A 26,729-nucleotide genomic window follows, 5' to 3' on the forward strand; every position below is an offset into this window, starting at 1 on the left:
GACCAGCGGACGTCCCCTCGTCACCACAGCAGGTCGGTTCGCCTGGCGACCGGCGCCCCGGCACCGCGGAGGCTCGCTAGGCTGCCCCTGTGAAGCAGCGGCGGGACGCACAGCGCAATCGGATCCGGATCCTCGCGGCGGCAACCGAGATCTTCCGTGAACAGGGCGTCGAAGCTCCCCTGGAACTCGTGGCGAGCCGGGCCGAGGTGGGCCGAGGCACGCTGTACCGACACTTCCCCAACCGTGCGGCCCTGGTGGCGGCGCTGATGGAGCGCCGGCTCACCGCACTGGAGGAGTTCGCCGCCGCCCACACCGGTGAGGATCTGCTCGAGCACCTGATGGTGGAGATCAGCGAACTGCAGATCCGCATTCCCGGGCTGCGCAGTGTGGTGCGCGGGGGTCGCGAGACGCCCGAACTGTTCCATGCCGTCCTGGGCCGGACCAGGGCGCTGTTCGCCGGCGCCCTGGACGTGGCGTTACGAGAGGGAGCCGTTCGGCCCGACGTCACCGTGGACGACGTCTATCTGTCGATCGCGATGATCGACGGCGCGGTCGCGGCCGCCCGGACCAGCGTGGGACCGTCCAACCACGAGCGCGCGATCGCCCTGGTACTGCGGTCGCTGCGCAGCGAGCGCCGGCTCACGCTGCCCTCCCCTCAGCCCCAGGTGGACAAGAGCATGGAGGCGGCCGCCAGCTTCTGGACGGTACCGCCGCGCTGACCGCCCCGGAGCGTCCGCCTCAGGACTCCATCGCCTGGGCGACCCCCTGGTTGGCGAGCGTGTCCGCACGCTCGTTCCCCTCGTCCCCGGCGTGACCCTTCACCCACCGCCAGTCGATCCGGTGCCGCGCTGCCACCTCGTCCAGCGTCCGCCACAGGTCGTCGTTCTTCACCGGCTGTTTGGCGGTGTTCTTCCAGCCGTTCTTCTTCCAGCCGTGGATCCACTTCGTGATGCCGTCGATCAGGTAGCGGCTGTCGCTGTACAGCACCACGTCGCAGGGACGGTTGAGCACCCGCAACGCCTCGATCGCAGCAGTGAGTTCCATCCGCTGGTTGGTGGTGAGTTCGTCGCCGCCGAACAGCTCGCGGGTATGGTCGCCGCTGCGCAGCCACACTCCCCAGCCCCCCGGGCCCGGATTGCCCTTGCACGCACCGTCGGTGTAGATCAGCACGCCGGAACGCCCACTCGGCGCGTCGATGCTCGGGATCCCTGGTGTCACGCGCGGAATGCTAGCGGTTCGGCCACCCCTGCCCGGTTCGTGGGCACGGGCTGGATTTCAGCGGCGGGATCGCCGTCGGTGGACACCCCGGTCGCGCTCCGGCCACCCCCGGAATAGCCTGACCAGCGACGGTTTGGCGGTGATGCTCCGACTGACCGTCCACCGCCGGCGGTGGCGGCGAGGTTCCGACTCACCGGAGGTGTGCGATGACCAGTCCGCAACAGGCGCTGGCCGCGGCGGGCGTGGAGTTCAGCGTCCACAGCCACGCGGCGGTGCGCAGCGAGGCCGACCTGCACCTCACCGGACTGGACCAGTCCACCTCGGTCAAGACCCTCGCCTTCGAGCTCGCGGACGGGACGCTCGTGCTGGTCGGCGTGCCGGGCCCCTGGCGGGTGAAGTACGGCGCGATCGCGCAGGCCCTGGGCGTTTCCCGCGCGCAACTCCGGCCGGCGGCAGCCGAGCGGCTGGCCGCGCTCGGCATGGAACCGGGCGGGGTGAGCCCGGTCTGCGACGCTGGGGACGTCATCCTGGTGCTGGACGCGAGCGTCCCGGCGATGGGAAGGGTGTACTGCGGTGGCGGCAGCCCCGAGGCCACCCTCGAGGTGGCGGCTGCGGACCTCCTGCGGATGGCCGCCCGTCCGGTCGTCGCCGCCGTGGCGGAACCTCCCGCCGACGCGGGCTGACGGACGGCTCCGGTGCTGTTGGCCCGGCTCAGCCGTGCCGTTCCAGCCAGGCCAGCAGCGGTGCGGCCGCACGCCAGTCGTCGCGGACCGCAGCGACCAGCTCGGGGCTGTGGACGAGTTCCGCCGTCCCGTAGTTCCGGCTGACCGTGAGTGTCCGGTGCCGCAGCAGGTCGATCCGCGGATGGTCGGCGCTGAAGCCGCGCGGGCAGGTCTTGAGCATGTCACCGCCCAGCAGCAATCCCTTCCTGGCCAAGGATTTCACCGTCTTCTGCAGCGCCACGCCCGAGTGCTCGACGTCAATGGAGCGACGGATCCGGGCCAGTCGCTCCCCGGCGAGGTGGTAGGCGCCGGCAGCGACCAGCACGCCGTCCCCGGACAGCTCCACGTAGTAGCCGGTCGCCTCCCCGGTCGCGACGAACCCACCCTGATGGGTCTTGAACGGGGTCTTGTCCCGGCTGAACCGCAGGTCACGGTAGGGACGAAACAGCTTGGCGGTGCCGAACTCGGCGGCGAGGTCGTCGACCAGTTCCTGCATCGGCTGCCGCACGGCGGACTCGTAGACCTCCCGGTGCGCCTCCCAGAACTCCCTGGTGTTCTCCACCTCGAGGTGGTCGTAGAACTCCAGCGCTGCCGGCGAGAACCCGGAAAAGGTCATGCGCCGAGCGTAGACGCCACACCACCCGGCCCGCACCAGGACGGGGGTCGCCCTGCAGCCCGCCGCGCGGTGATCCACTGGCTCGCGCCGTCGAGGCGCGCACCGGTCCTCGGCCCCCCCCGGTTTACCGCACGAACCCCGGTTCTCGGCCTCCCACCCACCGGTCGTGAGCCACCCTGGCTCGCCGCCTCGCCACGAACCCCGTCAAGCACGGTGGTTCGGCCGCCGAGGACGGGTAACACGTGGATTGGACAGTGCTGCGGGTTTTCGTGCTGCTTTCCAGGTGGCGAGCTCCAGAGCTGGACCCGGTTGCCGGTATTGAGCGGGCATTTCGACGCGATTGCCGGCAGATCGGTCCAGCCAGAGCAAGAACCCACGGCTACGCAGCCGAGAACCAACAGATTCGTCCAGGTTGCCCGACGCTCAGTGCAAACCCCGCGGCTCCTGCCGCCCGATCGGTCAAGCCCCGCACAGGTGTTGTCCGATTGTTGTCGGCTGGCGACCAGACCGGGTCGGCAGCCGCCCAGGTGGACCACCCTCGGATGATGCGAACTCCAAGACCCTGGCCGCTCCCGCAACAGCCCGCCAGCCGCGCCCAGCTCCAGCCGCTCGGAGTCACCCGGGCGATGATCGAGACCCAGCTTCGAAACGGTGCACTCCTGCGGCTGCGACCGGGGGTGTACTTGGATGCCACCCGATGGCCGGACGACCCGGCAGGGCAACATCTCCTGCGTGGCCACGCGGCCCTGGTGACCCAGCCCGCCGGCGTGCTGAGCCACACCACGGCGGCGGTGATCTGGGGGTTGCCGTCGCCCGACTTCGCCGCATGGCAGGACGGTCCGGTGGAGTTGACCGCTCCCCTGTCCGCCAGCCACCACCACACCGCTGGCGTGATCGTTCACCGGACAGATCGGCTGCCCACCCACCAGGTGACCCACGACCCCGACGGCTACGCCGTCACCACGGTCGCCCGAACAGCTGTGGACCTCGCACGACGTCGCGATCTGCCGCAGTCGCTGGTGCTGCTGGATGCCGCGGCACGTCAATTGGTGGGTTCTCTCACCGCGAATCCCCGTCGTGCGGACTACGCCAATCCGCGCCTGGCGGGTGCGGCCCGGACGACCCTGGTCGACGCCGTTGGTGAACAGCGGGCCCCCGGGCTGATGACCGCGATCGCGCAGTGCGATCCGCGATGCGAGACCCCGATCGAATCCCTCAGCATGGGGCATCTCCGGCTCGCCGGCCTGCCAATACCGGAATGCCAGCCGCGGCTGGTGACAGCCAGGGGCAGTTTCTATCCCGACTTCCTGTGGCGGGCGGAGAGACTCATCGGGGAGGCCGACGGCGCCGAGAAATACCGCTCCGGCGAGATCATGCTCGCAGAGAAGGAGCGCGAGCAGATCCTGCGTGACCTCGGCTTCCGGTTCGTCCGCTGGTTGGGTAGGGAGATCATCTGGAAGCCAGCCATCGTGATGGCACGCATCGAACGTGCCCTGCTGTGGAGTGGACCATCCGGCCGGTTGTGAAGAGGGCTGGCTGCGGTCCCATCCGCGGGCTGGACAGATCAGCCGGCAATACGTTCGCTTCCGCCTCGGAAAGCGAGCAGCACTGTCCAGGCAGCAGTCCGCCCGGGTCGTCGACACCCGGGATACCTGCAGCGCCGTCCAACAGCTGCGGTCAGGCGGGTGCCGGGCCAGGGAACGGTGAGACCTCCGGCGGGAGGTGGGTCCAGCTGCCGGCCAGCATGGTCGCCCACACCGGCATCACGCGCAGCTGCTCTCCCGAAGAGGTCAGCGGGTCACGCTCCACCACCACCAGATCGGCCGGGAGGCCCTCGCGCACCACACCGACGCCGTCGGTCGAGGCCGCGATCGCGGTGGCGGGGTCGAGGCACTGCTCGGGATGCCAGGGCGCCAGGCCGTTCCGGGAGCGGGTGACGGCCGCAGCGATCGCCACCCACGGGTCGAGCGGCGCGACCGGGGCGTCCGAGCCGAAGGCCAGCGTCGCCCCGGCGTCGGCAAGGGCGCGCAGCAGGAAGGCGCGGTCGGTGCGGCCGGCCCAGTAGCGGTCGGCGACATCCCGGTCGTCCATCGCGTGCTCGGGCTGGACACTGGCCACCAGCCCCAGCTCGGCGAACCGGGCCACATCTGCTCGCCGCAGCAACTGGGCATGCTCGACCGAGCCGCGCGCCCCGGTGGTGGCGAAAGCGTCGAGGACAACCTGATTGGCCCGGTCACCGATGGCGTGGACGGCCGCCCGCAGCCCGTGGGCATGGGCCCTGGCGAGCAACTCGACCAGCTGGTCGGGCGGCATGCTGGATACCCCTTGGGGGTGGTCGCTCCGCTCCATCCCGGGATAGGGATCAACACACCACGCGGTGCGGGTGTTGAGCGAGCCGTCGGTGATGATCTTCAGCGGCCCCACCCGGGCCCGGCCGGCGGTCCCTGGCACCGACTCTCCAGTGTGCAGGCCGGCGCCGATCGCCCGGTCCAGGTCGGCGGGGTAGAAACCGATCTCCACCCGCGCGGCCAGCGGTTCGAGGGCGGCCCGGCGAGGCCAGGTGCCGAACCCCCACTCCATCTCCAGATCGGTGATGGACGTGACCCCGCGGGCCGCCGCAGCGCGCAGCGCGTCCAGCACCCAGCGGTCGCCGGTCGCGGCATCAATCGCGTCCAGTTGCTGCAGGACGGCGAACGCCACCGCCTCGCGGATCAGCCCGTCCGGGGCCGCCACCCCGTAACGCCGCAGCGCCGGGCTGTTCAGCCAGGCCGCATGCAGGTCGCCGCTCACCAGCACCACTGGCACGCCGCCGGTCACCGCATCGAGGCCCGTCACTGTCGGACGGTCCGGCCACAGCCCGTCCCGGAAGCCGAAGCCGACCACCTCGGAGACCCCTGACGCCACCGCCTGGCCGACCAGACCGAGCACCTCGGCCGCCGACCCGGCACCGGAGAGGTCGAGCCGCCGGCTGGCCTTGGCCCACTGCAGCAGGTGGACGTGCCGGTCGGCCAGGCCGGGCAGCAGCCAGCGTCCGTCGAGGTCGAGGGTCTCGCCTGGTTGCCCTTCCGCCGACAACCATCCGGCCGCGACGATCCGGGCCACCTGGCCGTCCCGCACCAGCAGGTCCACCGGGTCCGGGTCGCCGCCGACCAGCCGGGCGTTCCGCAGCAGCAGCTCAGCAGCCATGCTGCCTCCGCATGTCGGCGGCGAGCACCGGGTTGGCGAACGGGCCGTCGCCCTCCAGTCCGGCGATGATCCGGGTGACGGTCTCGGCCGGCTTGTTCTGGCTGAGTTTGCGTTTGGCGACAAATCGCTCCACCCGCAGCCGCAGGCCGACAGTCCCCTTCGCGAGCCGCTCGGCGTAGCCGGCATCCTCGGCGGTGCCGCGCATCAGCCGCGGCTCGGCCTGGTGCCGCTCGAAATAGGTCACCATGGCGTCCAGCACCTCCAGGTTCTGCTGCGGCGCCAGGATCTCCGGGGTGCCGTAGAGGTGGGCGACGGTGAAGTTCCAGGTCGGCACCGCCGGCGCGACGCCGTACCAGCCGGACGAGACGTAGCCGTGCGGGCCCTGCACGATCGCCACCACCTCGTGGCGGCCGAGTTCGTGCAGCTGCTCGTCGGGCCGGCCGACATGGGCCAGCAGCACGATCCCGTCCGCCGCCTCGTCCAGCATCACCGGGTAGTGCGACACCACCAGGCCGTGCTCGTCGGTCGCCGACACCAGTGTCATCCAGGACTGTTCGCGGACCAGCTGCCGCACCTGGTCGGGATCGGTCAGCGCAAAACTCGGGTTCTCCCTCACGCCCCCAGCCTGCCCGAGAATGCCGGCCGTGACGACCATGCCCACACCGGCGGCCGCCGGGCCGCCCGGGGGCGGCTAGGGTTCCAGGCACATGCTTGCCATCCTCACCGGCTTCGCCGTCATCGCGCTCGCGGTGGCGGTCGGCTATGCGATCGCCCGCTCCGGCCTGCTCGGGGACGAGGCGCGTCCGGTGCTGGCCAAGCTGACCTTCAACATCCTGATGCCTTTCCTGCTGTTCTCCGTGCTCGCCACAGCGCAGGTCGGGGCGCTGTTCTCCTCCCTGCTGCCGGTGTCGGCGATCGCCGCGGTGACGACCATGACCGGCTACGCCCTGGTGTCGAGGCTGGCCTGGCACCGCGACCTGGGACGGACGGTGATCGGCTCCCTGGGTGCCGGCTACGTCAACGCCAACAACATCGGCGTGCCGATCGCGCTCTACATGCTCGGCGATGCCGCCTATTCCGCCCCGATCGTGCTGCTGCAGTTGCTGGTGTTCGCGCCGATCGCACTCACCACGCTGGACGGACGGGCCGGCGGGAAGTTCTCCCCGTCCGCCCTGCTGCGCTCGATCCTGACCAACCCGATCATCGTCGCCTCCGGCGCCGGGCTGCTGGTGTCGGTGACCGGGGTCACCCTGCCGCCAATCGTGCTGGACCCGATCACCTCGATCGGGCATGCGGCGGTGCCGGTGATCCTGATCTCCTTCGGCATGTCGATGCACGGCCAGCGAGTGCTGCAGCCTGGCTCCGGGCGCCGCGACGCCGTGCTCGCCACCGTCCTGAAGTTGCTGGTGATGCCCGTCGTCGCCTACCTGGTCGGACGGTTCTGGTTCGGCCTGGACGCGCACGCGCTGTACGCGGTGACCGTGTTGGCGGCTCTGCCCAGCGCGCAGAACGTCTTCAACTACGCCCAGCGCTACGGCGTTGCCGAGACTCTCGCCCGCGACACCGTGTTCCTCACCACCGTGTACTCGGTGCCGGTGCTGCTCGGCGTCGCCCTGCTGCTCGGATAGCCGGCTCGGATAGCCAGCCGGAGGCCCGGTTCGGCGAGACACCGGAAATCCGACTATCGGGCGACTCGTTCAGCGCCGGCAGCTCACGGCCGGCTCCCCGCGACCACGGGGATCAGGTTACGCCGGGCCAGGTCGCCCAGCCACGCCAGACTCGGCCTGGGCGTCCGCGCAAAGCTCTGGCGATCGACCGCTACCAGCCCGAAGGTCGGGGCGTACGAGCCCCACTCGTAGTTGTCGAGCAGCGACCAGTGCAGGTAGCCGCGGACGTCGCAGCCGTCCGCCATCGCGGCTGCCATGCCTGCCAGGGCACCGGTGGTGTAGTCGATCCGGCAGGCGTCGTCGGCGGTGGCGATACCGTTCTCGGTGACCAGCATCGGCATCCCACCAGTGACCTGGTGGGTGTGCCGCAACGCCTGCCCGAGCGCCGGCGGGTAGTACTCCCAGCCGGTGAGGGTGCGCCGGGTGCCCTCCGGCCAGGGCTGGGGACCGTAACCCAGCTCGTCCTCGGTCGGGCCGATGATGGTGCGCAGGTAGGACTGCACGCCGATGAAGTCGTCGCCCCGGGCCTGTTCGAGGAAGTAGTCCTCCCGCCAGTACTGCCAGGCGTCACGCTGCGCCTCCCAGCCGGGGACTGCCTGGAACACCTGGTTCGCCACCGACCAGCCCGCCCGGACGTGGCCCAGCCCCCGCAGGACGTCCATCGCCGCGTGGTGGGCGCCGGCGATCGCCTGGGCGACCACCGGCGACGGCCCGGGCAGGTTGACCCCCTGCTCGGTATCGGTCCGGGCAGGGGTCTGGTTGACCATCATGTTGGGTTCGTTGATGGTCACCACCCAGCTGACCCCGTCGAGGATCGTGCTGACGGTCTCGGCGTAGAACCCGAACCGGTCGGCCGCGTCGGAGGCGTACCACCCGCCCCGGGCGTCCCACCAGCGCGGGAAGGTGAAGTGGTGCAGCGTCACCACGGGTTCGATCCCGTGTTCCTGGCAGGTCTCGATGATCCGCCGGTAGTGCGCGAGCTCGGCCCTGGACACCACCCCCTTCTCGGGCTCGACCCGCGCCCACTCGACCGAGAACCGGTAGCTGGTGAGCCCGGCGCCGGCCAGCAGGGCGATGTCCTCGCCGTAGCGGTGGTAGGAGTCGCAGGCGTCGCCCGAGGGCTCCGGGATGCTGCTGTCCGGCGCGTACTCGTTCACCCAGTGGCTGGAGTTGACGTTGTTGCCCTCGGTCTGGTGGGCGGCGGTGGCGGCCCCCCACAGAAAGCCGGCAGGAGCGGGGACGGTGGCGGTCACCGGGTCTCTCCTCTCCCGCCCGCGGCAGCGCCGACGGACGTCCGCAGGTCCACGATCGCGTAGCCGAAACCGGTCAGCCGCACCTCATCAGGCGCCAGTTCGACGCCACGCCCGGTCAGGACCGTTCCGGCACCGGCGACCGGGTGGGCCAGGCTGACCGGCTCGCGGGACGGGTTCAGCACCACCAGCAGGGAGTGGTCGCTCCCCCGGGTGTACGCCAGCGGGTAGCCGGTGGCGAGCACCTCGACCGGTGCGCCGGCGTCCAGCCGCGGGTCGTCGTGGCGCAGCCCGATCAACCGGCGGACCAGGTGCAGCAGCGACTGCTCGTCCGCGACCCCGGCGGCGACGCTCGGTGCATCCGGGCCGGGATCGTCAGGCAGATAGCGTGAGGCGGCCGGGGTCCCCGGGCCGAACTCCTGCGGCAGCGGTCCCCAGCGCATCGGCGTGCGCGAACCCGCGCGCTCGAACATCGGACCCAGCCGGGAACCCTCGAGTGCCGGGGAGTCCGGGAGATAGCGCATACCGATCTCGTCGCCGTAGTAGAGGCACGGCAGCGCGGGCCAGGTCAGGACGAGCATCATCGCGATCGCCGCCTGCCTGGCGTCCCGCGGTCCGGCGACCAGCCGGGTGAAGTCGTGGTTCGAGGTCGGGAGACCGACGATCCCGGTCCGCCCGTAATGCCCCTCGGGGTCAGCGGCGGCGATCGCCGTCGCCGCCTCGCGCCAGGCGGCGACAAAGGTTCCCGCCTCACCTCGGCCGTCGGCGTCCGCCCAGCAGCCGTCCTGCTGCCAGGTCGGGTTCACCGTGCCGGCACCGTTGTTCCACAACGAGCGCAGCGGCAGGCCGTCCGTGGGCCCACCGAAGTGCAGCAGGAAGTCGACGTGGAAGCCGGCCGGAACCGAGACCTGCGGGTCTCCCCACTCGGCGACCAGGACCCGATCGGGGTGGCTGACCTCCAGCCAGGCGCGGACCTCCCGCCACAGCTTGCCGGTCTCCACCAGCCCCGGATCGTCCTTCACCAGGGATGCTGCCATGTCGACCCGGAAGCCGGCCACCCCCAGATCGAACCAGTGGGCCATGATCGCGCGCAGCGCCTCCCGGTTGGCGCGGGGACCGGGGGCATCCACCGGCTGTCGCCAGGGCTGCTCGGCAGCCGGCCGCGCGTAGCCATAGTTCAGCGCCGGCTGACAGGGCAGAAAGTTCGGCAGGTAGTAGCCGACCTCCCCCGCCGTCCCGGACGGCGCGACCCAGCCGTCGCGGGGGCTGTCGCGCCAGACGAACCGGTCACGGATCGCCGGGTCGGCGTCCGACGCGCAGGCCGCGAGGAACCACGGGTGCTGGTCCGAGGTGTGGCCAGCCACCAGATCCAGCAGGACGGCGATCCCCCGTCGGCCCGCCTCGGCGCAGAGCGCGGCGAGGTCGTCGTTCGTGCCGTACCGCGGCGCCACCGTCAGGTAGTCCGCGACGTCGTACCCGGCGTCCAGGAAGGGCGAGACGAAACACGGGTTCAGCCAGATCGCGTCCACCCCCAGCCAGGCCAGGTAGTCGAGCCGTTGCCGGATGCCGTTGAGATCCCCGATGCCGTCGCCATCGGCGTCGGCAAAGCTCTGCGGATAGATCTGGTACAGCACGGTGGAGCTCAGCCTCGTCACCAGCCCCGGCCGAAGGGTTCCTGCGGAGCCGGTGCTGGCCGGCTGACCGACGACCTGCCGGCTCAACTCTGTGCGTCCTCGTGCACCCGGTCGTGGATCCGGTGGGCGTCGCCGCGGTCACGTTCCGGCATCGGCTCGGGTGGGACGAAGCTGGTGGTGAGTTCCTGGGTGACGCCGGTCCGGGCCGCTTCCATCGCGGCGAGCATGATCTCCAGCACGTGAAAGGCCTGGTCCGGCCTGGTGTACGGCGGCTCTCCGGTGCGCACCGCGTTGACCAGATGCGCCAGGCCGTCGGTCCAGGGCCAATACCGGGAGCGACTGTCGAACACCTGCCAGGCTCCGGCGGCGTTGGACCAGTACTCCAGCCCGTCGGGCGCCCAGTCGTCGCCCAGCAGTTGCAGCGTGCCCTCCAGCCCGTAGACCTCGACCGCCGGACCCCGATACTTCTGCATCCCGAAGGCGGTGGTGACCGTCGACAGCGCCCCGGACTGGTGCTCGATGACGAGCTGGAAGGTGTCGTCGGTCTGGACCCGGATGAGTTCGCCCTCAACCACCCGCTCCGAGCGGCTCAGCGCCGACATCGCGGTGACCCGGCGGGCGGGGCCGAGCAGGCCGGTCAGCGAGGTGACGTTGTACACGCCGAGGTCGAACAGCGGTCCGCCGCCCGGGGCGTAGAACCACGTGCCCCAGTCCGGACCGTCCCAGCCGTACCGGGCCCGGGCCAGCAGCGGCCGGCCGATGTCGCCGCGTCCGATCCGGCGCAGCAGTTCCTGGTAGTCGGGGCTGAGCTGGACGTGTGGGGCGCAGACCAGCCAGCCGGCAGCGTTGCGGGCAGCCTCCAGGAGCTCACGGCCGGCCTCCAGGGTGGTGGCCATCGGCTTCTCGACCAGGACGTGCTTGCCTGCCTGCAACGCCTTCAGAGCGAGTTCTCCGTGGGACGGCATGGAGGTCAGCACGACGACGATGTCCACGTCATCGCTGCCGATCAGTTCCTCCGCCGAGGTGGTCACCCGGTCGATGGGGTACTTCGCCCGGACCTCCTCCAGCCGGGCCGGGTCGACGTCGGAGGCGACGACGCTACGAACGTGGCCGTGAGCGATCAGATTGACGATCAGGGGAAGGTAGGCGTTCTGGGCGACACTGCCGCAACCGACGATGCCGAGGCACACCGGACCGTTCATGGACTGCTCTCCTTCGCGTTCGGGACGACTGGACCGTACCAGAATCCATACCACTTAGGCCAGTAGCGAATCAGATAGACCAGTGGCTACGATGACTCCGGAACAGACCGACCGGGAGGCACCCGGCTGCTCCACTTCGTCCGTACCCCGACCGCCACCGCGAGGAGGCCACCGATGAGCCGACCAGCCTCACCACCGCCGGGACGCCGCTCCACTCCCCGACCCGACTTCGGCTCGGCCACGGTCATCCGCAGGGTCGACGTGGCCCACCATGTCTGGGGGGACACCGAGGCCGGCTTCGTCACCGATCGGGTGATCGTCTCGACGGCGAACCTCCACGTGCTGGAGTTCGAACTGCCTCCTGGTGGCGAGTTCCGGCACAGTGCGCTGAACCCGACGGTCTTCGCCGGCGACGTGCTCTATTTCGTACTCGCGGGCGAACTTGTCCTGGCCGACCCGAGTACCGGCGAGGTGGCGCTGGTCCCGGCCGGAACCGGCCGGCTGTTCCACCGCGACACCTGGCACAACGGGTTCAATCCCGGCCGGACCACGGTGCGGGTGCTGGAGTTCTTCTCGCCGCCACCGGCCCGCGGTACCTCCTCCGACTACGCCCGCAGCCAGCCCGCGCTGGAGACCTCGGTGTTCGCCGACCAGCGCTGGCGTGGCCGCTGGCCGGAGGCCCGGGCCGAGCAGCAGGCCACCGCCGCCTTTCTGGTCGCCGACCCCGCCGCCGGGCTGCTCCGCTTCCGGGACGCCCAGGCCAGCCACCTGCTGTCGATCCTGGTGGACACCCCCTATCTCCGGGTCGCCCAGGGCAGCGTCGCCGCCGGACACGTCGAGGACTTCGCGGCGGTCGAGACCGAATCGCTGGTCGTGGTCACCTCGGGCGAACTCTGGGTTGATGTATGGAACGAGCCGGACGGCTACCGGGCCACATCCGTCCTCCAACCCGGCGACGCGATATACCTGCCGGTCGGCGCCAGCGAACGCATGCTGGTGCGCGCCGCCGAGCCGGCCACCTACCTGCGCGGCTGGGGCGAGGTGCCCGAGGGCTGGACGCCGTGATCGTGCTCGCGGTCGACGTCGGCGGCACGAACCTGCGGGCGGCGCTGATCGAGCGCGGAACGGTGCTGCACCGCACCTGGACCGCAACCCGTCCCGGGTCCGCCGACCGCCAGGCGATCGACCTGGTCAGCAGCCTGCTGCGGGCCCATCCCGGACTACCACCGGCGGCGGTGGGCATCGGCGTGCCGGAGTACGTCCGGGCCGGCGAGGCGACCAGCAACGAGGTGGTGACCTGGGCCCCCGATACCGCCAGCCGGATCGCGGGGACGGTCGAGGACGCCACCGGCGCCACGGTGTCCGTCGTGGTGGAGGCGGACGTCCGCTGCGGTGCGGTCGCCGAGCACGCCCGGCTCGCCCGGCCCGATGAGCTGAGCCTGCTGTACGTCTCCTGGGGCACCGGCATCTCCAGCGCTCTGGTGCTGCCCGGTGGCACAGCCTGGTCCGGCGCCCGCGGTGAGGCGCTGGCGCTGGGGGAATGGCGCGACCCCGCCGGTCGACGGCTGGAGGAGCTCGCCTCCGGCGGCGGCATCGAGCGGGGCTGGCAGCTGGTCTGCGGCAGCATGGCCGATGCCGTGGCGATCCACGCCCGAGCGGTCGCCGGCGACCAGCGAGCGACCGCCCTGTTCGATGCTGCCGGCCGGGCCCTCGGCCGCGCGCTGCACCAGATGGTGGCTGTGCTGGATCCCCACGTGGTGGTTCTCGGCGGCGGTCTCGGCACGGCGGAGCACCTCGGCCGGACAGCCCTGTTCGCCGAACTCGCCCGGCTCCCCGCCCGGGCCGGGTTCCCGCCGGTGCTGCCGGCCCGGACCGGGGACGATGCCGGGCTGCTCGGCGCCGCCGTCCTCGCCGGACGGGCGGCACCGCCCGCCTGAGGTCCTCAGGACGGGAAGTCGCGGGCAGCCAGGCCGACAACGGTCTGCTGCCGGAGGTCACGGCTGGAAGCCCCGGCTTCGACCCGCCACTGCCCGGCCGGCTGCTGCCAGCCGTCCTCAGGGCTCCAGGACGCGAGGTCACGGTAGCGGACGCGCAGCCGGGCTGTGCCCGCCTCGCCCGGCCCGAGCGGCAGCTTGACGAATCCGGCCAGGAAACGTGGTCGGTTCGCCTCGCGGGGTGGGGTGAGGTAGAACTGCACCACCTCCGCCCCCGGCAGTACACCGGTGTTCTCCACCTCGATCCACAGGTCGAGCCCCTCGGCCCCGCCGGTCGCCGACAGACTGCCGTAGCCGAAGCTGGTGTAGGACAATCCGTGACCGAACGGGTACCCGACCGCCAACGCCCGGCTGTCGTACCAGCGGTAGCCGATCAGCGGACCTTCCGGGTAGCGGGCGGTGTCCAGGTCGGGGAAGGTGTCGATGCCGGGGGTGTCGGCCAGCCGCAACGGCCAGGTCTCGGCAAGCTTCCCGGACGGATTCACCCGCCCGAACAGCAGGTCGGCGGTGGCCGAACCCACCGCCTGCCCACCCAGGTGGGTGAGCAGGATGGCGGACGCCCGGTCGTGCCAGCCGGGGTCGAGGACGGCGGCCGAGCCGGCCTGCAGCACCACGACCAGCGGCCTGTCCAGCTGGGCCAACTCGACGAGCAGGTCGGTCTGCGCGGCGGGGAGGTCGAGGTGGTCGCGGTCGAAGGCCTCCCGCTCGTCCAGCAGCGGCAGGCCGGCGAACACGATCACGACCTCGGCCTGCGCTGCCACCGCCACCGCCTCGGCACGGAGCAGTCCAGCGTCCTGGCCGTGGGCCTCGGCCTCCTCGTAATAGTTGGTCGCACCGACCGGGTAGCCCGGCGCATACCAAACCCGATCCGTTCCGGCCGCCTCACGGATGGCGTCCAGCGGCGCGTCCACCATCGTCGGGCAGACGCCGGCCGAGCCGCCGCCCTGGATCCGCGGCGTCACCGCGTAGCCGCCGATCACCGCGATGCTGCCGCTGCCCTGCGCCTCGAGCGGCAGCACGCCATCATTGCGCAGCAGGACGGCGGCCGCTGCTGCTGCCTCGCGCGCCAGCCGGTGATGCTCCCCCACCCCCAACGCAGTCGCCTGCCCGGCAGTCAGCGGTGCCCCCGGTGTGACGCCGGGATCGCGCACCGGCGAGGCCGGCGGCCAGCCGTCCGGCAGCACCCTGCTGACGAACCGCACCACCCGTTCGGCAGCACGGTCCACCTCGGCCTCGGTCAGGTCACCCGACCGGACGGCCGCGAGCAACGCTGCTGCCGAACGTCCATCGGTACCCGGCATTTCCAGGTCGAGCCCGGCCCGGACGGCGGCCACCGGGTCGTGCACCGCGTCCCAGTCGGAGACCACCAGCCCGTCGAACCCCCATTCATCGCGGAGCACGTCGGTGAGCAGCCAGCGGTGCTGGGAGGCGTGCACCCCGTGAATCCGGTTGTAGGAGCACATCACGCTCCACGGTCGCGCGGTCTGCACGATCCGGCGGAAGGCCTCGAGGTAGAGCTCGCGCAGGGTGGTCTCATCGGCCTCCACCGACATCTCGGTGCGGCGGGTCTCCTGGTTGTTGGCCGCAAAATGCTTCAGGCAGGCCGCCACCCCGGTCGACTGGATGCCCTCGACCCAGGCCGCCCCCAGCACCGCGGCCAGGGCCGGATCCTCCGAGAAGTACTCGAAGTTGCGCCCGCACAGCGGACTGCGCTTCAGGTTGACCCCCGGGCCGAGGACGCACTGCACCCCCATCGCGCGCGCCTCCTCGCCGATCGCCCGTCCCACCCGCCTGGCGAGCTCGGCATCCCAGCTGGAAGCCAGGGCGGAGCCGGTGGGGAAGCCGGTGGACGGGATCCACACCATGTCCACGCCGGTCTCGGTCCGCAGCCCGTGTGGGCCGTCCGACAACTCGGCGGCGGGCAGGCCACCGGCGGCGTAGCTGTGCCACGGGCCGTCCCCGGACAGCAGCTTCACCCGCTCCGCCAGCGGCAGCGACGAGACATCCAGCAGATCAGCCACGACGGGCCCTTTCAGGTAGTGAGGAAGTCTTCCGGGTGGACGGTGGCGACGATCCGGTCGCGCAGCGCCGCGGTGAGCTCCACTCCCCCGGCCGCCAGAGCGTCGAGCACCGCGCCGTCGATCGGGGATGCCTCGGCGACGATCACCGCGCTGTCAGGAAACCGCTCGCCGAGGGCGGCGACGAGCGCGTCCCGGACGACTACCAGTTCGCTGGTGGCGATCGACCCGTTCAACACCACCGGGAGGCCGTCACCGGTGCCCACCCCGGCCTGGCCGGCGACTGCCTGTGCATAGTCGGCGAACAGCCGGCCCTGCTCGGCCACCAGCTGCCGCGCCACCGGATCGCCTCCGGCGGCCACCCGCATCACCGTCCGGGTGGCACGACGCAGCTCGGCCGGATCCCGCGCGTCGAACCGGCGGCGGAAGCTGTGGTTCAGGTGCCAGACGTCGGGTTCGTCGAAGAACTCCAGCAGCGCGGGAGTCAGCGCGGTCTGGGGAGCAATCCCGAGCCAGGCCTTGCAGACTGCAGCCATCGCGGCATCGGAGAGCCCGATGCCGGCCATGCTGTCGTAGATCCACACCCCCGACCAGGCCTCGCGGCCGTCCACATTGCGCGCGCCGATCGCGGGCCCGGTTCCAACCACTACCGACACGCCCACCCCCTGCAGGTCGCCCAGTCGCAGCGAGGACAACGCGTCGTTGCCGACCTGCAGGGTGTCGTGGTCCAGCCCGCCGAGTTGTGGCAGCTGGTCGCGCAACTGGCCGGTCCACCACTGCAGATCCTCCGGCCAGTCGCAGGAGGCCAGCCGGAAGGCGGCGCCGGCGAGCTCCGGGTCACCCGCTTCGCGGGTCGCCCGGGTGACCGCCGCCACCACCTCCGCCACCCCGTCCTGAGGACGTGCTGTGGCGTAGATGTCGCAGCAGCCGCCCCGGCCGCGACCGCGGACGGTGCCGTCGCTCTCGACGACGACGGCAACCGTCTTCGAGTTGCCGCCGTCCACGGCAAGATGGAACCCCACTGCGCCCTGCTAGCTCACCGGAGGAGGCGTTCGGGCAGGTAGGCGTGGTGGGCGGCGGCCATCTCGTCGTAGAGGTGCTCGGCCACCTCGATGCTCGGCACCAGCGGGTTGGCAACCAGCGCCGCGACCGCGTCCCGGCGGGTGCCCTGCCAGGCTGCCTCGGCGGCCAGGTACTGGTACTCGGCCAGGGTCTGCACGATGCCACGCACGGTGTGCGGCAGCGGTCGCTGCGGCTCGGGGTGGGCACCGCTGGCGTCCACCCGGCACCACAGTTCGGTGACCACGTCGTCGTCGAAGCCGGGCAGCGCACCGTTGTTCGGCTGGTTGACCGGCAGCCGGTCGCCGGTGTTGTTGTAGAAGGCGTGCATCACGTCGATTGCCAGTTCGAGTTCGTTGATGCCACCCCGGGACAGCTCCGGGTCAAGCGTCGGGTAGTCCGCCGCCGCCTGCTCCCGGTAGTGCTTCCAGTAGTCCGGCAGCTGGCTCAGCAGGAACTCGGCGCGGGTCATCGGGCTGAGCTGGTACTCCCGCAGCATCTCGTCGCAGTAGTAGTAGTACCGGAAGTACTCCGAGGGTACCGACCTGCCGAGCACGGCCAGGTGCAGCAGCTTCTTGTCGAAGTCGGAGACCGACGGGTCGTCCTTCTTCGCCTCCCACGCCTGGTCCAGCAGCGGGATCAGGTCCTGCCCGTCATAGGTGTGGGTGTGGGACCAGCAGTTGTGGTTCACCCCGGCCATCACCACGTTCGCCCGCGCCGGATCCAGGCCGGCGGCACTCACCACCAGCCCGGGGAAGTAGATCGGGCCCTCGCACATCGACCAGATCGGGATGTCGGTGAACCGGGACACCGCCTGGGAGACGATGTTGACCGGGTTGGTGTAGTTGAAGATGCGCGCATCCGGGCAGACCTCGTGCATGTCGTCGACGATCCGGGACAGCTCGGCGATCGATCGCAGCGCCATGAAGAACCCGCCCGGGCCCTGGGTCTCCTGACCGATCACGCCGTACTTGAGCGGGATCCGCTCGTCCTTCGCCCGGGCCTCGAAGCCACCCGGACGGAAGCTCGACAGCACCGCGTCGCAGTCGGTGAGGGCCGCCCGCCGGTCGGTGGTGGCCGACAGCGTGATGTCGAGGCCGTCGTGGTCGATGATCCGCTGCCCGATCCGGCGCACCAGTTCGAGACGTTCGGGATCGAGGTCCACCAGCACCACCTCGGATCCCGCGAACTCCTTCGCCTTCAGCAGGAAGGTCGCGACGGTGCCCGGCGCCCGGCTGGAGCCGCCGCCGATGTAGACCAGTTTGATAGCTGCCATGTTGCTTGTCTGCTCCTCAGTGGGTTGGGTGTCCCGCCGCCGCGAGGTCGGCGATGACGGTGTGGTTCTCGATCTCCTTGACGGCTGTGGCCGGCCAGTCCGGCTCGTACCCGGCGGCCCGGGTGACGCGTTCGAAGGCGTGCCGCTTGTCGGCACCGGTCAGCATCATGATCGCCTGCCTGGACTGGTCGACGATCGTGGCGATACCGACCCCGATGCCATGACCGGGCACCTCGTCGACGCTGGTGATGCTCGGCCAGGTGCTGACATTGTCCTGCCGGGTCTTCTCCCCCAGCTCGATGATGCGGGTGATCGAGCCACGGTCGGCTCCGGGCTGGTTGAAGGCGATGTGGCCGTCGGAGGCACCGGAGGCCAGCAGGAACAGGTCGACACCGCCCGCATCGGCGATCCGCCGGTCGTAGTTGCCGGGGTCGGACGGGTCGGCGTGCCAGATCTGTGGCGGGTTCCCGCATGCCTGGCGCAGCGGCGCGGCGATGAAGTTCGCCGCGTACCCGACGCAGGAGTACTCCCGGGCGGGATCGACCAGGCGCAGGTCGCTGGTCAGGTACTCGTCCATCAGCACCACGGTGATCAGCCCGGCGTCGATCCCGCGGCGGGCCAGTTCCCGCGCGAGCGGCTCGAACACCGGCGACGGCGTTCGTCCCGTGGGACAGCCGAGCAGGAAACGGGCACCCTGCCGCTGCTCCACCGCCTCGGCGATGCGGACGGCCACCGCCTCCCCCACGGCGGCGGGCGAGTCGACGATGATCAGATCGTTGGGCATGGGGCGGGTCACTCCTTGAGAGCGCCGGCGAGCATGCCGGCGATGAATCGGCGCTGGAAGATGATGTAGAGGATCAGGACGGGCGCGGCGACGATCAGCCCTCCGGCGGCCATCAGGTTGTACTCGGTGAGGAACTTGCCCTGGAAGGCGCCCAGCGCGACCGTCGCGGTCTGGTTGTCACCGGTCAGGAAGATCAGCGAGAGGAAGTAGTCGTTCCAGGTCCACATGAACCCCAGCAGGGCGTAGGTCAGGATCGCGGGTTTCACCAACGGAAGCGCGACCTGGAGCAGCATCCGGAAGGTGCCGGCACCGTCGATGTGGGCGGCCTCGAACAACGACCGGGGCAGGGACCGGAACGCCGCCCGCATCCAGAACACGCCGAACGGCACCCCGGTACCGACGTGGATGAGGATCAGGCCGGGGATGGAGTTGGTCAGGCCCAGATCGCGCATCTGGTAGTACAGCGGCACGATGATCGCCTCGATGGACACCATCAGGCCGAGCAGGACGAGCGGATACAGCCACTTGGATCCGACGGCGTTCAGGACGCCGAACCCGTAGCCGCCCAGGATCCCCAGGGTGAGCTGCAGGATCACCGCCACCACGCAGATGGTCACCGACACCGACATCGCCCGCGCCAGCTTGGCGCCCTCCCAGGCGGTGGCGAAGTTCTCCCAGGCCCACACCCCCGGCACGGCCAGTCCGGAACGGTCGGGAGACAGGGCCGCGGAGACGAAGGTCGCGACCGGGAAGAGGACGGCGACCGCCAGCACGACCAGCGCGGTGTAGTTGAGGATGGTCTCGGCCTTCGAGGTTCGCATGGCTGTTCAGTCCCTCTCGGCGATCCGGCCGATGGCGATCGCGATCAACAGGCAGAGCACGGCCATCACGATGCCGATGGCGGCTGCCAGGCCGACCTGCGGGTTCTGGAAGGCCGCCTTGTACAGGGCGACCGCCGGGGTGAGCGTGGCAGTGCCTGGTCCGCCGTGGGTGGTGATCCACACCAGGTCGAAGGTGCGCAGCGCGCTGGTGACGGTAAGGGTCAGCGCCACGGCGAGTTGGCCGCGCAGCCCTGGCAGGGTGACGCTGAAGAACTCGCGCACCGGGCCGGCGCCGTCCACCCGGGCGGCCTCGTACAGCTCGCTGGGGATGGCGGAGACCCCCGAGATGAACAGCACCATGCAGAAGCCGAAGCCGCCCCAGGTGCCGATCATGCCCAGCGCCGGCAGCGCCCAGTCGAAGTCACCCAGCCACGAACGGGTCCAGGAGTCGAGGCCGATCGCCCGCAGGGCCTGGTTGAGCGGACCGTCCGGCCCGTAGAGCCGCTTGAACACCAGCGCCACCACGACGGTGGTGAGCACCTGCGGCAGGAAGTAGATGAACCGGAACACCGCCATCCCCGGCAACTGCCGCCGGGTGATCAGCGCCGCCGAGATCAGCCCCAGGGCGATCGGGAGCAGGGCGAAGAAGAACACCAGCACCAGCACGTGGCCCAGCGTGGAGGTCAGGATCGGGTCGGTGACGAAGGCCAGGTAGTTGCTGAACCCCACCCAGGTCGCCTGGGTGTGGCCGTCCCACTTCCAGAACGAGTACCAGAAGCTGGTGCCGATCGGGATCAGCATGACTGCCGCATAGACGATCAGAGGGACGGCGACGAACGCCAGCCCGGCCCAGCGGCTGCGGCGCAGCGGCGAGCGGTGCCGGTGACTCTCGGCGACGGCGGGCGCGGTTGCGGCTGCCTGCCTGACGGTGGTGTTCACCGATCCTCCTCGTCGGCAACGGATGGTGCCGCACTGACGCGGCGGCGGGACGGCAGGAGCGGACTGGCGGACCGGACCGGGCCCGGCCCGCCAGGGCTCCGGGATGGGCTGACTACTGCTGGGCGAGGAAGGCGTCCCGGTCAGCGTCGATCGCTGTCACCAGGGCCTCCGGGGTCGCCTTGTCGGCGTACAGCATCTGCAACTGCTGGCTGACCGTGTCCAGCATCGTCGGCGAGGACCAGTCGAAGTACGGGACGTAACCGTTGTCGGCGCCGATCTTGGCGATCTCGCTGATCTCCATCTGGAACAGCGGCATCCCCTCGGGCACCGTCACGTCCTCGTGGAGCAGCGGGATGAAGCCCTTGTCGACCGCGGTCTGGGCGGCGTCCTTGCTCATCAGGAAGTCGAGGAAGGCGGCAGCGACGTCCGGGTTCTTGCAGTTCGAGGAGATCACCACGGAGGCCGGAGCCGAGCCGACGCCCACGACGCCACCGTTCACATTCGGCAGCTGGATGTACCCGAAGTCACCCTGCTGGTCCGGCTTCAGACCGAGCGAGCCCTGGTACTCGAACCGGAAGACGCCCTTGCCGGAGGTGAAGTTCGCGACCGCGGTCTGGTAGTCGATGCCCTCATGGTTCGGGGTGAAGTAACCCTTGTCGTTCCACTCCTTGACCTTCTGCGCGGCTTCGGTCATCCCGGTCTGGACAGCCTTGACCGAGGTGTCGCCCCAGACGTAGCCGTTGATCGAGGCAGCCGTGCCGTAGACCGCCTGCATACCCAGCAGCGGGGCGGTCGCGCCGTCCAGCGAGTTGTAGGCCAGCGGGATCTCACCGGCCTGTTTGGCCTTCGCCAGGGCGGCTTCGAACTCGTCGAGGCTGGTCGGAGCGGTGATGCCGAGGGTCTTGAGCTTCTCCACGTTGAAGTAGATGCCGATCGGCTGGACGCGAGCGATCGGGGTACCGAACAGCGAACCCGAGCCGATGGTCTTGCCGTCGGTGGTGAACTGATTCTGCTGGGCGATCGTCGACGGGATCAGCGTGTCCCAGCCGTACTGCGCGGAGTACTGGTCGAGGTTGACGATCGAGCCGGCCTTGGCGAGGGTGCCCAGCGACTGCCAGCCGTTGTTGGCGGTAGCGATGTCCGGACCGTCCGGTTCGGTGATCTTGAGGTTCAGGGTGGAGGTCAACTGCCCCCAGTCCACCTGGGTGCGTTCGAAGTGGACGTTGGGGTACTTGGTCTCGAACTGCTGGATCATCGAGTCGATCCACTCGCCCTCGGTCATACCCCACCAGTCCCACATCTTCAGCGTGACATCGCCGGCCTTGGCCGGATCGAACTTCTCCGGTGCTGCCGTGCTGGAGGTGGTCGGGGCTGCGGATGAGGTTCCCGGTGCGGGCTGGTTGCCACCGGGGGTACATGCGGCCAGGCTCAGGGCGAGCGCCGCAACGGACGTGAGGGCGAGCGCCCTCCGGATAGAGCTTTTCACGCCGTGACTCCTTCGTGCTTAGCGATCCTGCACGCATCGACGTGCGGACACGAAAGGTATACCACACGGACCAGTGTGGTTCTAGTGGTATGCACGAATCGAGGGTTCACGGAAACCTCCACCGGCTACCGAAGAAGGCATGTGATGGCGGAGTCGAGCCGCCGAATCCTCCGGAAAAGAGGCGACGACAACGTGCTTCGGCCCGTTCACCCAGCATGATAACGCCGTGGAGCCCTGCTTCCCCGTCATGAACTCGCGGCAACTCCGGCCCGGTCGACCGACGGCCCGGCGCTCCCGGCCGTCGTTTTTTCGCCAGTTGCCCGACCAGATATACCAGTCGTCCTGTATGGTGTGCTCCATGGCACAAGTGGTCGAGGATTCCTACAACCGGCTTCTCCAGGCCATGAACAGGGGGGAGTACCCGCCTGCCTCCCGGCTCCCCGGAGAACGCGATTTGGCCGTCCGGCTGGGCATCAGCCGGGTGACCCTGCGCCATGCCCTGGCGCGCCTGGAGGTGGAGGGCAAGGTTGAGCGTTCCGCCCAGCGGGGCTGGTTCGTGACCGGGCAGGTGGTCAGCGAGCCGCCGTCCATCCTGGTGTCGTTCACCGACATGGCGCACGCCCGCGGCCTGCGTCCGACCGCCCAGATTCTCGAGCAGAAGGTCCGCCCGGCCAGCTTCGAGGAAGCGGACCAGTTGCGGATCCCGCCCGGCGCGGAGGTCATCGACCTGCGCCGACTGCGCGCCATGGACAGCCAGATCATCTGCGTCGACAACACGGTCCTGCCCCTGGAGAAGGCCCAAGAACTGGCAGCCCTGGACATGACCGACCAGTCGCTCTACGAGCGCCTGGAGACCGTCTGCGGCATCCGCATCCACCGTTCGGCGTATACCGTCCACGCCGAGGCCGCCACCGCCGAGACCGCCGGCCTGCTCCGTGTCCCGGTCGGCTACCCGGTGCTGGTGGGTAGCGAGACCGCCTACACCGCGGAGGGGCGGCCCGTCCTGGTGGGTGTGAACCGGTACCGGGGCGACGCCTATCGCTTCCGTGCCGACCTGTACCGCTGAGGTCTACCGCAACCTGTTCGGGGTTCCCGGCCGGTCACCGGCGGGCCTGCCACTCCTCGGCCAGCAAGGCGTAGAGCACCCCGTCCGACCAGCCGAGCTCCCGGTGGAGCGACTCCTTGACCGTGAAGGACTCACGCCGCATACCCACCCGCTCCATCAGCCGCCAGGACGGTTCGTTCGCGGCGAAGGCGCCGGCTTCGACGCGGCGCAGCCCGAGGGCGTCGAAGCACACCGCGAGCAGCGCTTCCACCGCCTCGGTGGCCAGCCCGCGTCCGCCGTATGCCGGGTCGAAGGTCCAGCCCAGTTCGGCCTGGACACCGAGGGTCTGCTCGCGCACCTCGCGCTGGCCCCAGCCGTCGCCGACCCGCAGCATCAGGTCGCCGATCACCCTCCCCTGGTGCTCCACCACGAGGTAGTCGAGGTACTTCGAGGGGTAGGTGGCGTCCCAGTCGGCCCGGTCGACAGGGTGCCAGCCCAGCCACCTCCCCACCTCGGGAAGCCCCCGGTGCAGCCAGAGCGCCGCCGCATCGTCCAACTCCGCCGGCCGCAGCGTCAAGCGCTCGGTGCGCAGCGGCCACGGGAGCGTGCGGAAGGCAGGCAGGTCAGCGGTGTCCGAACTCATGGGAGCCGAGCCTACTGATCACTCACCCGATCAACCGCCGGTGCTGCCGGCGTACGTCAGGACGCCCATGACCGCTGCCCCCAGAACCAGCGGAACGGCTCCGACGACATAGCTCGCGACGGCATCGAGGCGGTAGTACACCGTGTAGCAGACCAGGCAGCCCGCGAGCACGACGAGCACCAGGACGGCGAACCCCACTGCCTGCGGCCGGGCGAACACCTGCATCCCGAAGAGCGTGTTGACCTGGTACAGCGCCAGCACGGCCCAGCCGACGATGAGGAACAGTTCGGCGGTCACCGGGCGCGCCCATGCCAGATAGGTCACCAGCGCCACCACGACATAGCTGATCGCCCCGGCCAGGAGGAGGTGCTGCGTGGCGAACAGCGACTGCGTGACCAATGCCTGCAACCCGGCCCGGATGACCACGAAGACAGCGATCACGCCAGCCAGGCTGGCCGGGATCAACAACCACCCCGACCGGATGCCGTGGACGGGGTTCACCGGCTTGAAGGCGAGCAGCCACCACAGCAGGTAGAAGGCGCAGCAGGCAATCAACCACAGATTGCCGTACCCGAACTCGCGCGTCACCTCACCTGCGGTCATGTCGCCTCACCTGTGACCCCTCGCCCTGGTGCAGCCACTGTACTGCCGCGGCTACCGTGCCGGCCCCTGCCATCGCGACCGGGAAAGGGCCGATGGACGACCACCGTCCGGCCGCCCCTGGATGGACAAGACGGCCTCACAGCCGATTCAGGGGCGCCTTTGGCATGATGGCCGTCGTGCCACCTGTGGAGACCGCCGACGACGTCCTGCGCGTCGCAGAAACGGTGCTGCAGACCATCTGGCAGTCCTCGATCACCCCGGTTGCCGCACCGGGGGCGGCGACGATGGCGGCCGCCCTGGTCGTGGCCGTCCTGGTCGTCGCGGCGGGGCCGGTCTGGCACTGGGCCAGGCATGCGGTGACCATCGCCCACGAGGGCGGGCACGCGACCGCCGCGCTGCTCACCGGACGCCGGTTGCGGGGAATCCGGCTGCATTCCGACACCTCGGGGGTGACCACGAGCTCCGGCCGGACAACCGGATTCGGATTCGTCCTGACGGCGTTCTCTGGCTATCCGGCTCCGGCCCTGGTCGGCCTGGGCTGCGCCTGGCTGGTCGGGCGCGGCTACGCGACCGCGGCCCTGTGGGTGCTCGTCGGGCTGCTCCTGCTGACCCTCACCCGGGTCCGCAACCTCTTCGGCGTGTGGTCGGTCGTCGTGACGGCGGCAGTGGTGGCGGGAGTGTCCTGGTGGGCGCCCGCCACTCTGCGGTCGGCGATCGCCCACGCCGTGGCGTGGTTCCTGTTCGCAGGTGCGGTCCGTCCGATTCTTGAGTTGCAGCGGCTGCGCTCCCGGCGGCGCGCCCCGCACTCGGACGCCGACCAGCTCCAGGCGGCCACCGGGCTGCCCGGGCTGTTCTGGATCGTGGTCTGGCTGGTGCTTTCGGTGGGCGCTGCCTGGCTGGGCACGGCGTGGATGCTCGAACCGGCAGGCGGGCTGGCCACCTTGCTCAGCATCGCGGGCGCCTGATCACGGCGCCGGGAACAGAGCCGGCCCCGTCGGAGTCCGTAAGCCACGTCGGGCATTGGTATGCTGGCTCCCGCACCGATTTCCTGGGTAAGGACTCCCGTCATGCTGATCTTCGACCGTCTGATCGCGTCTCTCACGCGCTGACGTCGTCGTTCACTCCTGCGTCCAGGGGTTCGGTTGTCAGCGCTCCGTTGACAACCCTGGAACCCTATGACCCACACACCAAAGCCAGCCGTGACGCTGGCGGATCTTTGCTTCAGCTGGCCCGATGGCAGTCCGGTCTTCCGTGACCTGTCGGCCACGTTCAACACTGGCCGGACCGGTCTGATCGGAGCAAACGGCAGCGGTAAGACGACAGTGCTCCGGATGGTCGTGGGTGGCCTCATCCCAACCTCCGGGTCGGTGACGGTCACCGGCCACGTCGGCTACCTGCCGCAACACCTCACCCTGGACACCGGCGCGACGGTCGCCGACCTGCTCGGCGTCGGCGAACGCGTGGCCGCGCTGCGCGCGATCGAGTCCGGGGACGCCGACCCTGCCCGCTTCGAGGCGCTGGCCGACGACTGGGATGTTGAAGCTCAAAGCCTTGCTGCCCTGGATCGGCTTGGCCTGCCCGGCATCGGTCTGGACCGCCCGGTCAGTACCCTGTCGGGCGGGGAGACCGTCCTGACAGCGCTGACTGGTCTCCAACTGGCTGGAGACGAGGTAGTGGCGCTCGACGAGCCCACGAACGATCTCGACCGCGCCTCGCGGCAGCTGCTCCATGAGGCGCTCGGGTCGTGGCGAGGCTCGCTCATCGTCGTCAGCCACGACATCGCCCTGCTGAACCTCATGGACGCCACCGCGGAGCTGCGCGACGGTGTACTCACCATGTTCGGCGGCCCCTACGACGCCTATCAGGAACAGGTGGCCGCCGAGCAGGCTGCGGCCGAGCAGGCGCTGCGTTCCGCCGAACAACAGCTCCGGACTGAGCAGCGTCAACAGGTTGAAGCCCAGACGAAGCTGGCCCGACGCCGGCGCTACGCCCGTACCGACTTCGAGAACAGGCGCAAGCCGAAGATGATCATGAACACCCGCAAGCAGGAGGCCCAGGTCTCCGCAGGCAAGCTGCGTGGACAGCTCGCTGCCGCCGTCGACGCCGCGGAAGAAGCAGTTGTCACCCAGCAACAGCTGATCCGCCGCGATGCCACGATCTCGATCACGCTGCCCGACCCGGACGTGCCCGCGGGGCGCCGACTCGCTGAACTCCGCGACCCTCATGGCCGCGGCTGGATCGTGCGAGGGCCAGAACGCGTCGCCCTGTCGGGGCGCAACGGTGTTGGCAAGACCCAGCTCCTCCAGGCCCTCGTCCGTCCCGGGGCTACTGCGGCAACCGGATACCGGGCTGAGGCGTTCACGAACCGTATCGGCTACGTCCCCCAGCGCCTGGACCACCTTGACGATGCTGTGACTCTGCTGGACACCCTGCGAGCCGCCGCTCCCGCGGTTCCGGACGGCGACCTGCGGGCCGGGCTGGCCCGGTTCCTGTTCCGGGGAGACGTCGTCAACCGTCTTGTCGGAGACCTGTCCGGTGGAGAACGGTTCCGCATCGCGCTGGCCAC

At 70.1% G+C, this 26,729-nt stretch carries 25 protein-coding genes; 9 read left to right on the plus strand and 16 right to left on the minus strand.

Translation table 11 applies throughout. The features are described 5' to 3' along the window. The first annotated feature begins 89 nt into the window (after positions 1-89). Complete coding sequence (locus tag VB080_RS01180; protein ID WP_323416582.1) at positions 90-719, plus strand: helix-turn-helix domain-containing protein; 630 nt, start codon at positions 90-92, stop codon at positions 717-719. Between the two features lie 19 nt (positions 720-738). Here VB080_RS01180 and rnhA read toward each other — a convergent pair whose 3' ends face one another. Continuing rightward, entirely contained in the window at positions 739-1,218 is a 480-nt protein-coding gene (gene rnhA / locus VB080_RS01185; RefSeq protein WP_323416583.1) for a ribonuclease HI, read from the minus strand. Between the two features lie 206 nt (positions 1,219-1,424). Between rnhA and VB080_RS01190 the strand changes: the two genes are divergently transcribed. Further along, the gene (locus VB080_RS01190; RefSeq protein WP_323416584.1) at positions 1,425-1,901 is read left to right on the plus strand and encodes a YbaK/EbsC family protein; all 477 of its coding nucleotides are present in this window, start codon (positions 1,425-1,427) and stop codon (positions 1,899-1,901) included. A gap of 28 nt (positions 1,902-1,929) precedes the next feature. Here the strand turns inward: VB080_RS01190 and VB080_RS01195 are convergent, their stop codons facing one another. Further along, positions 1,930-2,556, minus strand: a complete 627-nt coding sequence (locus VB080_RS01195; RefSeq protein ID WP_323416585.1) for a DUF2461 domain-containing protein — start codon at positions 2,554-2,556, stop codon at positions 1,930-1,932. A gap of 545 nt (positions 2,557-3,101) precedes the next feature. Here VB080_RS01195 and VB080_RS01200 point away from each other — a divergent pair. Then, the gene (locus VB080_RS01200) at positions 3,102-4,082 is read left to right on the plus strand and encodes a DUF559 domain-containing protein (RefSeq protein ID WP_323416586.1); all 981 of its coding nucleotides are present in this window, start codon (positions 3,102-3,104) and stop codon (positions 4,080-4,082) included. Between the two features lie 151 nt (positions 4,083-4,233). On the opposite strand, the gene VB080_RS01205 is transcribed toward VB080_RS01200, so the two are convergent. Beyond that, a complete protein-coding gene (locus VB080_RS01205) occupies positions 4,234-5,742 on the minus strand; it encodes an amidohydrolase (RefSeq protein ID WP_323416587.1) in 1,509 nt (502 codons plus the stop codon). Next, positions 5,732-6,358 carry an FMN-binding negative transcriptional regulator gene (locus VB080_RS01210; RefSeq protein WP_323416588.1) on the minus strand — a complete coding sequence of 209 codons (627 nt, stop codon included), beginning with the start codon at positions 6,356-6,358 and terminating at the stop codon, positions 5,732-5,734. Before VB080_RS01210 ends, VB080_RS01205 begins: the two co-directional genes overlap by 11 nt. A gap of 91 nt (positions 6,359-6,449) precedes the next feature. Here VB080_RS01210 and VB080_RS01215 point away from each other — a divergent pair, with 91 nt between their 5' ends. Continuing rightward, positions 6,450-7,370: an AEC family transporter gene (locus VB080_RS01215; protein WP_323416589.1), complete on the plus strand. Its 921-nt coding sequence runs from the start codon at positions 6,450-6,452 to the stop codon at positions 7,368-7,370. Positions 7,371-7,453: 83 nt separating this feature from the next. Here VB080_RS01215 and VB080_RS01220 read toward each other — a convergent pair whose 3' ends face one another. The 3 genes from VB080_RS01220 to VB080_RS01230 form a co-directional block, all read right to left on the minus strand. Further along, positions 7,454-8,662 (minus strand): glycoside hydrolase family 1 protein, encoded by a 1,209-nt coding sequence (locus tag VB080_RS01220; RefSeq protein WP_323416590.1) that lies wholly within the window; start codon positions 8,660-8,662, stop codon positions 7,454-7,456. Beyond that, positions 8,659-10,314 (minus strand): alpha-amylase family glycosyl hydrolase, encoded by a 1,656-nt coding sequence (locus VB080_RS01225; protein ID WP_323416591.1) that lies wholly within the window; start codon positions 10,312-10,314, stop codon positions 8,659-8,661. The genes VB080_RS01220 and VB080_RS01225 overlap by 4 nt, the downstream gene beginning before the upstream one ends. A gap of 62 nt (positions 10,315-10,376) precedes the next feature. Continuing rightward, positions 10,377-11,495, minus strand: coding sequence for a Gfo/Idh/MocA family oxidoreductase (locus VB080_RS01230; protein WP_323416592.1), 1,119 nt, complete (start codon positions 11,493-11,495; stop codon positions 10,377-10,379). A gap of 174 nt (positions 11,496-11,669) precedes the next feature. Between VB080_RS01230 and VB080_RS01235 the strand changes: the two genes are divergently transcribed. Further along, entirely contained in the window at positions 11,670-12,560 is an 891-nt protein-coding gene (locus VB080_RS01235) for a hypothetical protein (RefSeq protein ID WP_323416593.1), read from the plus strand. Next, positions 12,557-13,432, plus strand: a complete 876-nt coding sequence (locus VB080_RS01240; protein ID WP_323416594.1) for an ROK family protein — start codon at positions 12,557-12,559, stop codon at positions 13,430-13,432. Before VB080_RS01235 ends, VB080_RS01240 begins: the two co-directional genes overlap by 4 nt. Before the next feature lie 5 nt (positions 13,433-13,437). On the opposite strand, the gene VB080_RS01245 is transcribed toward VB080_RS01240, so the two are convergent. The 7 genes from VB080_RS01245 to VB080_RS01275 form a co-directional block, all read right to left on the minus strand. Then, on the minus strand, positions 13,438-15,510 hold the full coding sequence (locus VB080_RS01245; RefSeq protein WP_323416595.1) for a beta-glucosidase: 2,073 nt from the start codon (positions 15,508-15,510) through the stop codon (positions 13,438-13,440). Between the two features lie 11 nt (positions 15,511-15,521). Then, a complete protein-coding gene (locus tag VB080_RS01250) occupies positions 15,522-16,529 on the minus strand; it encodes a hypothetical protein (protein ID WP_323416596.1) in 1,008 nt (335 codons plus the stop codon). Positions 16,530-16,543: 14 nt separating this feature from the next. Continuing rightward, positions 16,544-17,842 (minus strand): glycoside hydrolase, encoded by a 1,299-nt coding sequence (locus VB080_RS01255; protein ID WP_323416597.1) that lies wholly within the window; start codon positions 17,840-17,842, stop codon positions 16,544-16,546. A gap of 16 nt (positions 17,843-17,858) precedes the next feature. Then, positions 17,859-18,626, minus strand: a complete 768-nt coding sequence (locus tag VB080_RS01260) for a 6-phosphogluconolactonase (RefSeq protein ID WP_323416598.1) — start codon at positions 18,624-18,626, stop codon at positions 17,859-17,861. An 8-nt stretch (positions 18,627-18,634) separates the two neighbouring features. After that, entirely contained in the window at positions 18,635-19,447 is an 813-nt protein-coding gene (locus VB080_RS01265; RefSeq protein ID WP_323416599.1) for a carbohydrate ABC transporter permease, read from the minus strand. 6 nt (positions 19,448-19,453) lie between these two features. Further along, positions 19,454-20,386 (minus strand): sugar ABC transporter permease, encoded by a 933-nt coding sequence (locus VB080_RS01270; protein ID WP_323416600.1) that lies wholly within the window; start codon positions 20,384-20,386, stop codon positions 19,454-19,456. A 112-nt stretch (positions 20,387-20,498) separates the two neighbouring features. After that, on the minus strand, positions 20,499-21,872 hold the full coding sequence (locus tag VB080_RS01275; protein WP_323416601.1) for an ABC transporter substrate-binding protein: 1,374 nt from the start codon (positions 21,870-21,872) through the stop codon (positions 20,499-20,501). Between the two features lie 358 nt (positions 21,873-22,230). On the opposite strand from VB080_RS01275, the gene VB080_RS01280 reads away from it, so the two are divergent. Continuing rightward, positions 22,231-22,938: a GntR family transcriptional regulator gene (locus tag VB080_RS01280; protein WP_323416602.1), complete on the plus strand. Its 708-nt coding sequence runs from the start codon at positions 22,231-22,233 to the stop codon at positions 22,936-22,938. A 34-nt stretch (positions 22,939-22,972) separates the two neighbouring features. Here the strand turns inward: VB080_RS01280 and VB080_RS01285 are convergent, their stop codons facing one another. Together VB080_RS01285 and VB080_RS01290 are read right to left on the minus strand one after the other, a co-directional pair. Then, positions 22,973-23,560: a GNAT family N-acetyltransferase gene (locus VB080_RS01285; protein ID WP_323416603.1), complete on the minus strand. Its 588-nt coding sequence runs from the start codon at positions 23,558-23,560 to the stop codon at positions 22,973-22,975. Positions 23,561-23,590: 30 nt separating this feature from the next. Next, positions 23,591-24,163: a hypothetical protein gene (locus VB080_RS01290; protein ID WP_323416604.1), complete on the minus strand. Its 573-nt coding sequence runs from the start codon at positions 24,161-24,163 to the stop codon at positions 23,591-23,593. Positions 24,164-24,339: 176 nt separating this feature from the next. On the opposite strand from VB080_RS01290, the gene VB080_RS01295 reads away from it, so the two are divergent. Both VB080_RS01295 and VB080_RS01300 read left to right on the plus strand, forming a co-directional pair. Then, positions 24,340-25,128, plus strand: coding sequence for a M50 family metallopeptidase (locus VB080_RS01295; RefSeq protein WP_323416605.1), 789 nt, complete (start codon positions 24,340-24,342; stop codon positions 25,126-25,128). A gap of 210 nt (positions 25,129-25,338) precedes the next feature. Next, positions 25,339-26,729, plus strand: a 1,391-nt coding sequence (locus tag VB080_RS01300; RefSeq protein ID WP_323416606.1) for an ATP-binding cassette domain-containing protein, incomplete at its 3' end; no start/stop codon positions are given.

It is taken from the genome of Propionicimonas sp. (assembly GCF_034927565.1).
Taxonomy (GTDB): domain Bacteria; phylum Actinomycetota; class Actinomycetes; order Propionibacteriales; family Propionibacteriaceae; genus Propionicimonas.